At 33.4% G+C, this 15776-nt stretch carries 7 protein-coding genes; 3 read left to right on the top strand and 4 right to left on the bottom strand.

Annotated elements, in window-relative coordinates; translation table 11 throughout:
- The first annotated feature begins 112 nt into the window (after positions 1 to 112).
- Together JM82_RS14420 and JM82_RS14415 are read left to right on the top strand one after the other, a co-directional pair.
- Positions 113 to 5098 (top strand): choice-of-anchor D domain-containing protein, encoded by a 4986-nt coding sequence (locus JM82_RS14420; protein ID WP_145005549.1) that lies wholly within the window; start codon positions 113 to 115, stop codon positions 5096 to 5098.
- A 118-nt stretch (positions 5099 to 5216) separates the two neighbouring features.
- Positions 5217 to 7700: a T9SS type A sorting domain-containing protein gene (locus JM82_RS14415; RefSeq protein WP_145005546.1), complete on the top strand. Its 2484-nt coding sequence runs from the start codon at positions 5217 to 5219 to the stop codon at positions 7698 to 7700.
- 40 nt (positions 7701 to 7740) lie between these two features.
- Here the strand turns inward: JM82_RS14415 and JM82_RS14410 are convergent, their stop codons facing one another.
- The 4 genes from JM82_RS14410 to gdhA all read right to left on the bottom strand — a co-directional run bounded on the left by JM82_RS14410 (position 7741) and on the right by gdhA (position 14727).
- On the bottom strand, positions 7741 to 10149 hold the full coding sequence (locus tag JM82_RS14410; RefSeq protein WP_145005543.1) for a TonB-dependent receptor domain-containing protein: 2409 nt from the start codon (positions 10147 to 10149) through the stop codon (positions 7741 to 7743).
- Positions 10150 to 10153: 4 nt separating this feature from the next.
- Positions 10154 to 10876, bottom strand: a complete 723-nt coding sequence (gene recO, locus JM82_RS14405) for a DNA repair protein RecO (protein WP_145005540.1) — start codon at positions 10874 to 10876, stop codon at positions 10154 to 10156.
- Complete coding sequence (locus JM82_RS14400; RefSeq protein ID WP_261375460.1) at positions 10876 to 13197, bottom strand: two-component regulator propeller domain-containing protein; 2322 nt, start codon at positions 13195 to 13197, stop codon at positions 10876 to 10878. The genes recO and JM82_RS14400 overlap by 1 nt, the downstream gene beginning before the upstream one ends.
- Positions 13198 to 13383: 186 nt before the next feature.
- Complete coding sequence (gene gdhA, locus JM82_RS14395) at positions 13384 to 14727, bottom strand: NADP-specific glutamate dehydrogenase (RefSeq protein ID WP_145005532.1); 1344 nt, start codon at positions 14725 to 14727, stop codon at positions 13384 to 13386.
- Positions 14728 to 14952: 225 nt separating this feature from the next.
- On the opposite strand from gdhA, the gene JM82_RS14390 reads away from it, so the two are divergent.
- Positions 14953 to 15762, top strand: coding sequence for a THC0290_0291 family protein (locus JM82_RS14390; RefSeq protein WP_145005528.1), 810 nt, complete (start codon positions 14953 to 14955; stop codon positions 15760 to 15762).
- Positions 15763 to 15776 lie beyond the last annotated feature (14 nt).

Here is a 15776-nt window from a genome sequence, read left to right as displayed (position 1 = left end):
AAATAACATTATAATAATAAACTTTAAAGATTAACTTGATGGTACGTTATTATTTTTGTGAAACAATTTGACTATAACACATTAACTAGCTGCTTGCCCTAATCCCTTTATTATGAAAAAATTCCTACTCGCTCTACTACTACTATTTTCAGTCACTTTTACTTTTGGTCAGATAAAAATATCTGAAGTAAATTTTGAAAATACTGGTGGCTACTCAACAAGTGTCCCAGAATTCACAGATGGAGGCACAGACTACTTTACTAGAACCGATGGTAGTAACATCGGAGGAGCAATCAATTTTACTAATATTCAGGGTAACTATTATTTTGGTGTGCAAGATACAGATGGAGATGGTGGTCCAGCAAATCTAACACTTAACCTTAATAATATTGATGTTTCAGGATTTACAAGTTTAGAGTTTAGAATCCATATTGCAGAAGATGACGATGGCAGTAATCAAGATTGGGATGCTAATTCATACATGCACATAACCGCTTCAATAGATGCAGGAGCTAATGAAAACCTAATTTGGATAGAAGCTGCTGGAGGAACCAACACGGAACCTAGATTAGATACGAATTTTGACGGAACAGGTGACGGAATTACTGTTACCGATGCATTTGCTCAATTTACAAATACTATTTCAGGGACAGGTAATTTGTTAGATATTGAAATAGAATTTAATAATTTAAACCAAGGAGATGTAGACATTGCTATAGACAATATTGAAATTTGGGGAATCCCTACAGGACCAACAATTGTATTAAATCCAACAGCTTTAATAGGATTAGATTATTCCCTTGGAGCAGGTCCATCTGTAGAGCAAACGTTTACTGCTGAAGGTTTTTTACTAACCTCCAATTTAGTATTAACTGCACCAACTAATTTTGAGATTTCAACAACTTCAGGTGCTGGTTTTGGCGCTACAGTAAGTTTAGTTCCAACAACAGGCACAGTCGCTTCTACCACAATTTTCACGCGCTTAATTTCTGGTTTGACAGTTAACACGTATTCTGGTAACATTACAGCTACTAGTGCATTGGCAACAGATAAAACTGTTGCGCTATCTGGAGACGTTTTAGCTCCTTTAGCAGATGTTGTTATTACTGAATTATCTTACAACTCTTCTGGCACTGATGATGAGTGGATAGAAATATGTAATGTTTCAGGCAGTGCACAAGATTTAAGTAATTATATTGTAGATAACGGAAGTGTATTGTTTACTTTTCCTGCTGCTACAAGTATTGCGGATGGTACGTGTATCACTGTATCATTAGGCAGTAATGGAGATGGTGTTTATAATAATGATTGCCCTTTCACGCCAAATTATGGTATAGGTGCTTCGACAAATAATACAAATAATCTTAATAATACTAGTGATACCATTTTCTTATATGCTGCAAATGGAACCTCTATTGTTGACTCTGTAACTTACAACAGTACTGATGGCGCAAATAATAATGGTTCAACATTACATGTCATTGACGCTTATCTAGATAACTCTAATACTGGTAGTAACTGGCAAGAAGTTGCAACAGGTGGTTCAGCTGGAGCAAACACTTTAATTTCTCCTTGTTCTATTCCAGAATTACAACTTGTTGATGCCTCTAATACTGACCAAGCTTGTGGTTACGCTATAGCTTTTGGATCACAAGCCACAGGATTTAACACAGACATTACTTTTGATATTGATAATGATGGTACTTTAAATTTAGATATCGCTTCCTTAGTACTAAGTGGTACAGACGCAACTAGCTTTAGTATTGTCACGCCTGCAACACCTTTTACGGTTACAGCAGGTAGTACGCAAACTGTAACTGTTAGATTTACGCCTACGACCATAGGTGTTAAAAATGCTACACTTACAATAAATAATAATGATGCAGATGAAGGGACTTGCACTATTTTACTGCAAGGTACAGGTACTATACCAGAACAAGAGATTAATGTAGAAGGTAATCTAGGTGCGTTTCCAGATATTACAAATGGTGATGTTACACCAAGCAGCTTAGACAACACATTATTTGCTGCTCAAAACATAGGAAACTCTCAAACCAAGTCTTACAGAATTCAAAATATTGGAACAGCTAATTTAGATATTGCCAACATAACTGTTGGTGGAGTAAATCCAGGTGATTTTACGGTAAGTTTAAACCCTTCACCTTTTACAGTTACGCCAAGTCAAAATCCACCAGGTATTTTTGAAATAACCTTTTCGCCTTTAGCTTCTGGTACTAGAACAGCTACCATTACAATTACTAATAACGATTTAGACGAGAATCCTTTTACGTTTATGGTACAAGGTAATGGATTATGCAATCCTGGCAGTATAACTATAGTACCAACGTCTGGTCCAGAAAACACCATTGTAACAGTGACAGGCACAAATTTAACAACAGCAACAGCTACTGTTAGTGGACTGGCTGCTACAGTTAGTAATCTTTCTGCTACAACAATGGAGGTTACTATTCCTACAGGAGCAACATCAGGAATTATTGAAATCACTGATGATTTAGGCTGTCCTGCAAGTACAGCATTTACATTAATTGACAATTCAGGAAGCTGTGGCAGTACTACAGGATTAATGATGACGGAAATCTATGACAATTCATCAGGATCCCTAGGTTATATAGAAATTTTTAACGGAACAGGAGCTACTGTCGACTTAACCTTATATGAAATTAATCGTTTTGCAGATATAGCTTCTGCTTCCTCTTCTCATTCCTACACCTTTCCTGCTTCAGGAACAGGAAGTACAATAGCTGATGGTCAAGTATTGGTAGGAAAGGTTAGTACAGACACAGGAAGTGCACATGATTTTATCTTTGGTGGCTCTACAGCAGGATTTAATGATGACGATAGGCTTGAGCTTACCTTAATAGCAACAAGCGTTGTTGTGGATGACTTCCATGACACGCTAATTGGTACTCCAGGTTATGTCTACAGAAGAAATACTGACGTTGTTAGCCCAAATACTGCATTTGATGCTACAGAATGGACGACTGCAACCTCAGGAGACACAAGTGGCTTAGGTACTTTTGTTATTCTTAATAATGCACCTACAATAACTTTACAGCCTCAGGATATAGATAATTGTAACGACGCTATTGTATTTACAGCAGCAGCAACACCAGGAAACTCAGGAACTTTAACCTACCAATGGTACTATAATGATACAGTTTCTAATGGCTGGACTAGTGTGGTTAGCACCTCTTTTACTCCAGGGACAGTAACAGGAGAAACCTCAACCACATTATCAATCACAGGAGCAGACCTACAAGGTTACCAATTTTATTGCGAGGTGACTGAAGATGCATCTTGTAGTACTGCCACAAATGCAGCACGTATAAACATAGGCACAACAACATGGACTTTGGGCGCTTGGGACAATGGTGCTCCAAACTTAAACACCAAAGTAATCATAAACGATAGTTATGACACTGCGACCTTTGGTAGTTTTAGCGCATGCTCTTTAACTATTAATAGTAATCCTTCTGGAACAGAATTTAGATTAACCGTAAATAATAACACTTACGTGGAAATTGAAAATGACGTTGTTGTTGACGGAGAATTATATGTCGAAACACAAGGAAACTTTGTTCAGAACAACGATGCAGCAGCATTTACGCTAAATACTGATGGAGTATCCTTAGTTAACAAACGCACCACACCACTTAATAGTATTTATGAATACACCTATTGGAGTTCGCCAGTGGAAAATACTACCATTGGACAAGGTTTAGCTTTTGCTAACCCAAGTCGACGCTATGTATTTAATGCTGTTAACTTTTTAGATAATCTAACTGAAATCAATAACACTAATACTTTTACTCCTGGACCAGACGGAATTGATGACGATGGAAATGATTGGGCATTAATACCAGGAAGCACAGTTATGACTCCTGGTGTTGGATACATATCTATGCATTCGCCAATTGGTTTTTCTGTCGGTTCACAATACACTTACACTTTTGAAGGCGCATTTAATACGGGAATTATTACTAGCCCAATTGCTTATAATGGAGCAAATGGAGATGAAGACTGGAATTTAATTGGTAACCCTTATCCATCTGCAATAGATGCTAATGCATTTTTAACTAATAACGCTGCTTCTATACAAGGTGTCGCTTATTTATGGTCACACAATACACTTGCAAATGCAAATGCAAGCGGAAATGAAGGCGCAAATTTTAATAGTAGTGATTATGCCATCATTACAACTGGAAGTGGTAACACAGCAGGAGGAGATGGTATTATACCAACCAGCTATATACCATCTGGTCAAGCCTTTTTTGTACAAGGAGTTGCTAACAGTAGTGTAACGTTTAATAATAGTTTACGTACTGCGGATGCCACAAGTAATGACCAGTTTTTTAGATCTAGCAATGCATTAAGCAACAGACTTTGGGTAAACCTAACCTCAGACACAGGTGTGTTTCATCAAATACTAGTAGCTTATGTAAATGGTGCAACAGACGGAAAAGACAGTAAATCCTATGACGCTAACAAAACACTTTATAATAATAATGCTGCCGAAATATTTACTGCAGTTCCTGGTGATTCTGATAAGCTAGCCATACAAGGTAAAGCTCCAGAGAGCTTAACTATAGACGAAGTAATACCTGTAGGATTTAATACAAATATTACAACAGCAACGGTATACACGTTTTCAATAGCACAACTAGAAGGAGACTTTTTATCCAACAATACCGTTTATTTAAAAGACAACTTATTGTCAAGTCTTCATAACTTATCAAATAGCGACTATAATTTCACATCAGAGATAGGAACCTTTAATGATAGGTTTGAAATCGTGTTTAAAGACTCAAGCCTTTCCATTGACGAAGAAACAATTGTAACACAAAATATTTCGATAATCGAAAACAAAAATAACGATATAACATTTAGCTTAACAAGTCAAAACTTAACCATAAAGTCTATTAAAATATATGATGTTTTAGGTCGATTATTATATGATTTAAAAGGAAACTCTAATACCGAAACTTACAACCTTTCAAACCTAAGTCAAGCTTCCTACATCGCAAATATACAATTAAGTGATGGCCAATTAATTTCTAAAAAAGCTATCAAACAGTAATCACAACTTACACTTTATCACAGAAAAAAGAACTTCAACTAATAAAGTTGGAGTTTTTTGTTCTAAAAAAGTTTACAAACTATATTTAACTTGCTATAATCTTTTTAAAAAACCCTCAATGCAAGTTAAATCTTTACATTTAATAGTATGCTTACTTACCGTTTCATTCTGTTTATCACAAACTAAAATCGCCGAATTAAATTTTGAAACTCCTGGTGGCTACACGACTAATATTGCCGAATTTACAGACAATGGTCGCGACTACTTTTTAAGAACAGACGGAACAGATTTTAACCATGGTACAAACGGAGTCTTATTTAATAATTTACAAGGAGGCTTTTACTTTGCAGCACAAGACACAGATGGTGAAGGAGCACCTTTACCTGCTAGACTGTTTATTGAAAATATAGACATAAGTAATTATACAAACTTAGAATTTAGAGTACACTTAGCGGAAGACGACCAAACTACTAACGGTGGAACTAGAACAGAACATTGGGATAATGGTGATAATGTAAGATTTACATACGAAATTGATAATAGTGGAACCAACTCTAATTTATTATGGATAGAAAATGATAATGTTGGCGCAAACAGAACGCCTTTAATAGATACTGATTTTGACGGTATTGGTGATGGTGTAGCAATTACAGATACTTTTACACAACATACTAGACCAATTACTGGAACTGGTAACCTTTTAGACATAAGTATTAGAATACGATTAAACGGAAATCATGAAGATATAGCTATAGATAACATTGAGATTTGGGGAACTCAAAATTGCACCTCAACTGTAACTTGGGATGGCACAAATTGGCTACCAACAACTCCAAACAGATCTACCACTGCTATTTTGGCTAGCAACTACAACACTAGTACTGTTGGTCAACCTAGTTTTACTGCTTGTAGCCTAGTTATAAATCCTGGAGTTAATCTTACCGTTTCATCTAACGAGTATGTCCAAATTATTACAGATGTAACAAATAATGGTCGTATAGCTATTCAAAATACAGGATCTTTTGTACAAGTAGACAACTCTGCAACTTATGATGATACAGGTAGTTCCTTTTTTACAACAGATAATGCAGCTGTAGTAGAAAGAAATACATCCTTTATTAATCAATGGTATGAATACACCTATTGGAGTTCTCCTGTTGCTAACGAAACTTTTGGCAACGCCTTGTTTCAATCTAGTCAATATAGACGATTTGAATTTAATGCAGCAAACTTTGTAGACTCACAATACGAAACAAATAATGATAACACCTTAGTTAATGGTTCTGGAGTAGATGACATCGATGACAATGGAGATGTTTGGTTTTTAAAAGGATCTAGCGATTTAATGACTCCTGGAGTTGGTTATACAGCTACACATTCTCAAGACGCTTTCATTTTTGGAGCTGGTAGTTATAGCTATTCATTTAGAGGTACTTTAAATAATGGAAATATAACTGTTCCTGTTCAGAGAAATGATACCGAAACAAATGACACCAACTGGAATTTAATAGGTAATCCGTATCCTTCTGCTATTGACGTTGATTTATTTTTTGCCGAAAACAATTACCTATCTAATCCAACCAATGGTAAACTTGATGGCGAATTATATTTATGGTCACATGCAACAGCTCCTGATGGTACAGCTAATGGTAATCAAGCCTTAAATTTTTCGTTTAGTGACTATGCCAGAATTAATGGAACAGCAGAACTTGCTGGTGGAGACGGAATAACACCTACTAGACACATACCTTCTGGTCAAGGTTTTTTTGTAACATATTCAGACAATCCTGCATCTACAACTGGTACTGTTACTTTTAACAATGCCATGCGTGTTACAAATAATAACACTCAGTTTTTTAGAGCATCCAATACAAATTCAGCTACAGCTACAATTACAAATAACAAATTATGGTTAAATATGACAACAGATACAGGTTTGTTTAACCAAACAGTTATTGGTTATGTTCCTGGTGCAACTGCTGCCAATGATGGAGCATATTACGATGCTAAAAAAAATGGTGCAACCATTGCAGATTTTTCATTTTACTCAGTATTACCAAGTGACTCAAAAAAATTAGCAATTCAAGGTAAATCACCAAGCGATTTAGATTTAAACGAAACTATAAACCTAGGTTTTTTCAATAACATTAATACACCAACAATTTATACTATATCTATTAATCAGTTTCAAGGTGAATTTTTATCAAACAACACGATTTACTTAAAAGATAATCTTATTAACACTTATCAAGATTTAAATGCAGGAGATTATTCATTTACTACAGAAGCAGGTGAATTTAATAATAGATTTGAAATTGTATTTAACCAACCTAGTTTATCTGTTAACGAAACACTTATTACATCTGAGAGTTTAATTATTTACGAAGACCAGGATGATACTGTGACGTTTTCATTAAACAACAAAGACCTGACCATAAAATCTATAAAAATTTATGATATGTTGGGTAGATTGTTATACAATTTAAAAGGAGAAAATAACACCGAAACTTACAACCTTACAAACCTTAATCCAACTGCTTATATTGCACAAATTGAATTAAGTAATGGCACAATACTTAGTAAAAAAGCTTTAAAAAAATAACTATAAAAAAACCTCAATATTTACATTGAGGTTTTTTTTGTTATAATGTGTACTGTAAGGAGACTATCAGGTTCCTACCTTGAGCCGCAATCCCTGAAGAATATGTTTTGTAGCGTTGATCTGTAATATTCTCTAAAGCAGCAGACACCAATACAGAATCACCAATTTCGTATTGCGTCCTTAAATTTAAAGTGTACCAAGATGGTGAGTAAGGCTTACCGTTTTGATCCAATGCGTATATGTAATCTTTTTCAGCTTCTGAAGGTGCTAATTGGTCAAATGACAACGCATTATTATAATTAACAAAACCATCTACTTTAACCTTATTTTTTTGCCATACTAAATGTGTGTTTCCAAAATTAGGCACAACATGTCTAACTGGTACTTCTACACCATCTGTTTCCTCTGTACCACCAATAATGTTATATTGAGATGTTAATTTAAAAGCATCCGAAAAATTAACTTGTGCTCCAACTTCAAAACCATATATCCAAGATTTAGAAGCGTTTTGCATTGATTGCACATTACTTAGCTCGCCATCATAGATAATCTGTGATTCACCATTTAAAGTACCATCTCTTCTAACCAAAGCATTATCCAAATAAGTATAATATGTTGCCATATCAAAAATAACCACTTTATCAAAATTTAACTTTAAACCTAACTCTCCACTATAGGCATATTCTGGGTCTAAATCATCATTTGGTACTACAACAGATCCTGGTTCTGAGTCAAATACCTTTCCTGTATCATCAACATTTGGTGCTCTGAAAGCAGAGGACAAGTTAAATTTCCATTGTAATGTCTCATTAGGTACAAACGTTACGCCTGCAGTACCTGTTAAAGCATTTGCGGTATTATTAGATTCTGAAAATGGTAAATTTAAAAACTGGTTATTATCTGTAAAATCTACTTTTTGAATTACTGTATTATATCTTAAACCTGTCTGAAAAACAAACTTTTTGGTTGGTCTAAATTTGTAGCTAGCATAAAGAGCTGCACTTTGCCAAGTGGCTCCATCTGGATAACGAGATACTGTGTTTTCAGTAGTATTATTCTCTATATTTTCAGTAAAACCAATTGATCCTACTTTATTATACACATATTCAAAACCATAAAATATTTTTGATGTCGCGCTTAGTTCTTTTTCAAAATCTATATTAAACGAAACTGCATCCACAGACTCCTCTCTAACATTTCTATCCGTATCCTGAAAATCTCTATCCATTCTACTTTCTTGAAAATTTTGATAAGCTAAAGTTGTTTTTATGTTGTCATAAAACGTTGCATTACTACTTCTTTTTGTAACACTTAAATTAGACATAAACCATTTTTGTGGTCCATAACTCCATTCTGCAGATCTTAAATCATCACCTCTATAACGTATCAACCTGTCATATCTTGAGTAATCAGAGGTTGTGGTATAGAACAATCCTAAATCAAAATCTAAATCATCATTAGCTTTATAACTAACCTTTTGCATAACATTAATTTGATCATAACCTGTTGTTTTCTGAATTTTGGGATTATCATTAGGCACTACAACATCTTGATTATTATTTGTAACTACAAACTCTGGTCTTAGATATTCTGAAGGACCATGACTACCCATTCTTAAATCTCCAAAATCCGTGTAGCTAACATTAGTTAAAAACGCCCAATTTTTTAGACCAAAATTTAAATCAATATGTCCCGTTTTTTCTTTACTAGCAGTGGCATAACGCATCAATACATTGCTTTTTACGTTAAGCGTATCTGTATAAGAAAACTCAGGTTTTTTAGTATAAAAACTCATTACACCACCAATTGCATCACTACCATAAATAATAGAACCTGCACCTAAAGTTACCTCTGTATTTTGAATAGATAAAGGGTCTATAGAAATAACATTTTGAAGATTTCCACCTCTAAAAATAGCGTTATTCATTCTTACTCCATCCACAGTAATTAGTAATCTGTTGGTAGAAAAACCTCTAATCATTGGACTACCACCTCCTAATTGACTTTTTTGTATATATACCTGACCTGTTCCCTCTAATAAATCTGCACTAGTCTGAGGATTAGTAAAGCTTATATCCTTGGCATTTATGGTGGCTATTGTTTTAGGAATCTCCCGTTTTGTTTGTCCAAAATTTGAGGCAGAGATAACAATTTCGTCCAAACCTTGTTCATTAGACTCAAGGAAGACTTTACTATTAGTAATATTACTTTTTTTAACTTGATGTATTGTGTGTGAAATATGCTGAAAGAATAGCACCTCTGAAGCATTAAAATTGGTTAAATCAGCCATACCATCTATATTAGTAATTTGACTTTTGGATTGACTTTTATTGTAAATAGCTACGCCTGCAATGGGTTGATTAGAGTCTATATCAATCACTGTAATTGATTGCGCAGACAAGGAAAGTGTAAAAAAAGTTATTAGAAAAAAACTTAATAATAATTTCATATTTTTAATTAAAAACATCATTGAGGATTTGTAAAGATTTTGGTTTTTTAAAGTTGCCTAAATGTAGTTCAAAATAGACTAAAATTATAGTTAAAAATGATTGCCTCTGTTTTGCACTAATTTTAATGGTTTTTATATCATCAAATGTCATGCCTAACAACTGTTTTAATAGTGTTAAATTTTCGCCAGTAATGGCATATTTAGAATTGTTTTCATGCTGAAACTCGCCATCCATTAAATTAAAATATGAAGCTGTATCAATCTCTGTTTGATCTGGATAAAAACCAAGATACTTAGTTAAATCCAAAAGAAATAATAGATGAAAATTTGAATAACTATCATTAGCATCTAACCACTGTAATGTGATTTGTATATACCTATAAAGTGCATCATTTTGTTCTTCTTCTTGTAATGCCTGAGCTAAGATTTCTGCCAAGAACATTACAATTGCACTTTTTAATATATTTGTATGAAGTGAAGTATACAAAAAATCTGTTTTTACATCTTTTATATATTGCAGCGACCTATTAGGTTTGTAGTCTGTGTTTAATTGGAGTTGAGATAACGATTGAAAGTAAGCCACTTTTTTATTGCCTTTTTTGGAGGACAAAACCCCTTTAAGCAAGTAACTAACCGCACCTTGTTTTTGAGTATAACACTTAACAATTAAGTCGTTATCTTTAAATCTAAGTTTTGAGAGAACAATAGCGTTTGTTGTTGTTAACATTATCTAACCACCATCACTTTTAACACTTTAGTTTCAAAGGTATCTAAATCGTTTAGCATGATTAGATAAACACCAGATGCCACAATATTACCTCCTAAATTTTTACCATTCCATAGTGCTGTACCACCATCTATTTCAAGGTTATAACCTTTAAATCTAGAGTTTGTTCTAGACTCTGCTTCTGCTACCAAATTACCTTCAATATCAACAATTTTAATGTTTACGTTTTCTGATATGTCTCTAATTTTAACCTTCTCGGTTAGGATATTGAAATTAGGTCGTACTGGATTTGGGTATACGTAAGCATCTTCTAAGGTACTTTTAGGTTTAGAGGCATCCGACTGAAAGGATACCATACCTTTGTCAGTAGCTATATATATAATACCGTTTACACTATCAATATCTACATCTAAAACATCGTTTGTAGGTAAAGGTGAATTATCTTTTGTAAAATGAAAGATGGTTTCTTGACCGTCTGACGAAAAATAATACAAACCTGTATCCAATGTAGCAATCCATTTATTATTAGATCCATCTACCTCTATATCTGTTATGTATTGTTGAAATAATAACTCTCTAGCAATACCATCATCTAACACCACAATATTATCAACTTCTGGAGATCCTGACATAAATTGCTCTGTATTATAAACAATTCTTAAACCTTTATCGGTACCAAACCATAGTTGGTCATTACGGTCTATAGCAATACACTTTACTGATGGAGAAGGCATATTCTCTTCTTCTTCAACAATATTTTCAAAAATATAATTCCCTCCATTTTCGTTAAATCCTATTAGACCATATTGATGAGTACCCATAAAAACATTATTATTAGCGTCAAAAACTATGGATGAAAAACCATTATTACTGGTTGCTGGATCTATTAAATCTAAAAAGCTATATGAAGTCCACTCACCATCCTTATACCTATTTAAAGGAGACTCATACCTTGCATTTAAAACCCAATATGTTCCTTGGCTATCAAAAGTTGATGCAAAAACAAAGTGATTGTCTGTAAAAAAGGGTTGTATAGTACTGTTTTCTCCGTTAAAAAATTCCGTTGGCTCATTATTCTCCAAAGCTAAGACGCCATATACAGAAGAACTAATATATGCTAAGTTAGGATTAAATGGATTAATAGATATATGAGTAAAAGACCATGGAAAAGCAGTAATTGGCTGAATAGAATCGTAGGTAATATTTTGCCAAGCATCATCAAAATAATGACTTATCCCAGATTTTCTAGTAGTAATTGCATAAGGGTTATATGTTACATCATAACCTCCATGTGTTCCATAAATATGACCTGCTAAAGTTTTTATTTTAAAAAACTTGTTTAATAATGGGCTGTCAGGATGTATTTCCTCTTGAATAGAGGTGTCAGTAACATTTGTTTTTAACAAACCATAACCAGGTTTTGCTGTTGAAAGTGTCCCTATAGTACCTACGTAAATCTGATTAGCCTCATCAATTACAGCACATGTGTAGTTAGTAATATATTCAGGTATGTTTCCTACTTGCGCTAAATTTACAAATCCCTCTGGATTATATACATTAGCTTCTTTCTCTGTAGTAACAATTAATTGATTGTCAAAAGCTCTAATATCTACAATATTGTTTGGATAAGTTGCTTTAAGTTGAACACCACTAGTTGTATATTCATAAACACTTCTATTTGTTCTTGTCGCAAACAACTTATCACCAACTGTCTGTATACCTAACCAATAAAACCCTACTAAATGGTTCCATTCTTGATAATCTATTAAATTTGGATTTGACAATGCTCCACTTTTAATACCTATAGAGGTTGCTGCAAAAATTTTATCTTCAAAAATAGTAGTTTGCGAAACAACTATTTGCGTACCATTTGATCCTATGTAATAGGTGTCACCAAACTCAAAACTATTTATATCGTAAACAGAAATTCCGTAATCTGTAGAAACATATGCTTTTCCATCAAAAACATTAAAATGATTAATTTTTTTATCACTAGGTGGAATTGTTGGCTTTTCAAGAATATCTACAACAGATAAAATAGTATTATCACTTTCTTTATAAATTTGAATTAAACCATTTTCAAAACCTAGTAGTACCAAACTACTGTCCTCTATATATTGTATAGCAGAAATAGTTTCTCCAGATAACCCATTAATTGTAGAAAGTTTATCTATTACATTAGTGTTTTTGTCATAAATAAATACAGCATTTTCTGCAGCAGCAATAATTTTAGTGCTTCCTTGAGACACATCCTTAATGTCTAAATATGAGAAATGACCCTTCCAAGAGTCAGAAAAATCTTGCGCATTAGTCTTAACCATAAAAAGACAACTAAGCACTATAATAAACAGATTGAAAACTATTTTGATTTTAGACATTTATAAAAGTAAATTAATAAAACTCAAAAATACTATAATTTATTGTATTGTGTGTCTGTTTTATACAACAGAAAACCCCTTAGTTACATTAAGCAACTAAGGGGTTTTTATAAAAATTACAATAAAATCTTAAACGACTCCTTGAGCTAACATAGCGTCTGCAACTTTAACAAATCCAGCAACATTTGCGCCTTTAACATAATCTACGGTTCCATCTTTTTGAGTACCATATTTTACACAAGACGCATGTATATCATCCATGATTTGATTTAGTTTAGCATCTACTTCTTCTCTAGTCCAATTATAACGTAAAGAGTTTTGACTCATTTCTAAACCTGAAGTAGCAACTCCACCTGCATTAGATGCTTTACCTGGAGAAAACAATACTTTAGCTTTTTGAAGCACTTCAATTGCTTCTGGTGTTGTTGGCATGTTTGCACCTTCTGCAACAGCAATAACATTATTATTTACCAAAGTTTCAGCTTCAGATTTGTCTAACTCATTTTGCGTAGCACAAGGCATAGCAATATCACATTTAACACTCCAAGGTCTTTCTCCTTCATGGAAGGTTGCTGAGCTATACTTATCTACATATTCACTAATTCTACCTCTATTAACATTTTTGATTTCCATGATATATGCTAATTTATCTGCATCAATACCATCTTTATCATAAATATATCCAGAAGAATCTGACATAGTTACTACCTTACCTCCTAACTCGGTTGCTTTTTCACAAGCATATTGTGCAACATTTCCTGATCCAGAGATAACAACTGTCTTACCTTTAAATGAATCGTTTTTAGTTGCTAACATGTTTTTTGCAAAGTATACTGTACCATAACCAGTAGCTTCTGGTCTGATTAAAGATCCACCATAAGATAATCCTTTACCAGTTAATACTCCTGTAAATTCGTTTTTTAAACGTTTGTATTGTCCAAACATGTATCCTATCTCACGTCCACCAACTCCTATATCACCTGCTGGCACGTCTGTATTTGCTCCAATATGTCTAAATAATTCAGTCATAAACGATTGACAAAAACGCATGACCTCGTTATCGCTTTTTCCTTTAGGGTCAAAATCACTTCCTCCTTTTCCTCCACCCATTGGCAAAGTTGTAAGAGAGTTTTTGAATAATTGTTCAAATCCTAAGAATTTTAAAATACTTAGGTTTACTGATGGATGAAAACGCAATCCACCTTTGTATGGCCCAATTGCCGAGTTAAACTCAACTCTAAAAGCTCTGTTAACTTGTGTATTTCCTTTATCATCAATCCAAGGTACTCTAAAAATTATTGTGCGTTCTGGCTCTACCATACGCTCTAACAACATCTTACCTTGATATTTTGGATTTTCTTCTATAAACGGAATTACAGTTTCTGCAACTTCGTGTACTGCTTGTAAAAACTCTGGCTCATTGCCATTTTTTTGCTTTACTAAATCTAAAAATGCTTCAATTTTATCTTTCATTATGTAAATAATTACGATAGTGTTATACAATCCATAAAAATGTGATACAAAGATACATTATCTTTATTTGTACACCTATTTTTTTTTAATTTTCGCAAACGTTATAGTAGAATTAATAAATATTAAAATTTAAAATAAAAGGCTACGTGTTATCTGTAAAATTTGTATGTTCGTCGTGATTTTATATATTTGCTTAATAAATAGCCTCTAAACCATAGCCTTATTATGTTTAACCTTAAACAATTGATACTAGTCATACTTATATTGTTAAGTACTAGTAACGCATTTTCTCAGTTAGGCTTCTCTCATGAAATTGGGATAATTACTGGACCTGTTGCTTTTAAATCTGATTTTGGAGAACGAAATGATTTTTCAACTAACTCTGGTAACACTGGTTTTGGTATTGGATTAGTACATTATATTAATTTTGCTTATCAAGCAGATTGTAATTGCTATACGACAGACAATTATTTTAACGACCACTTTAAACTACGCACCGAAATTTCTTACAACAAAACCAAACTAGATCATCATGGTTTATTTGTTCAACCAGAACAAACTAGTGCTGATGCAGATAGATTAAGAGCACACTCTGGTGAAGCCAATAATTTTGATATTGGAATGCAATTAGAGTATTTTCCGTTAAGCATTAGATCTTTTCAAGCGTTTGGTTACCGACTTGCTCCATTTGTTAGTTTAGGTGCGCATTATGTGTCTTTTAATCCTAAAGTTAGTACGTCATACCTTGGCGAAGGTGATCCTGGAAATATTAATAACTTAAATAATTTTTATAACCCTTGGTCTAGACCTCCTTTAGAAAATCCTATTGATGTTAGTGGTGGTTCTACTTGGTCTGTAGTTTCAAGTATTGGTGTAAGATATAAATTAAATACAATTTCTGACTTAATGTTAGACCTTAGAGGTCAATATTATTTTAACGATTGGATTGATGGTTTAAACCACCAGTTAGAATATAACAAATATAATGATTGGTTAGTTTGGTTAAATGTAGGATACATTTATTATCTTGATTAATTAATCAAATAGCA

The organism is Olleya sp. Hel_I_94, from assembly GCF_007827365.1.
GTDB lineage: Bacteria > Bacteroidota > Bacteroidia > Flavobacteriales > Flavobacteriaceae > Olleya.
This window is presented reverse-complemented; position numbering and strand designations above follow the sequence as displayed.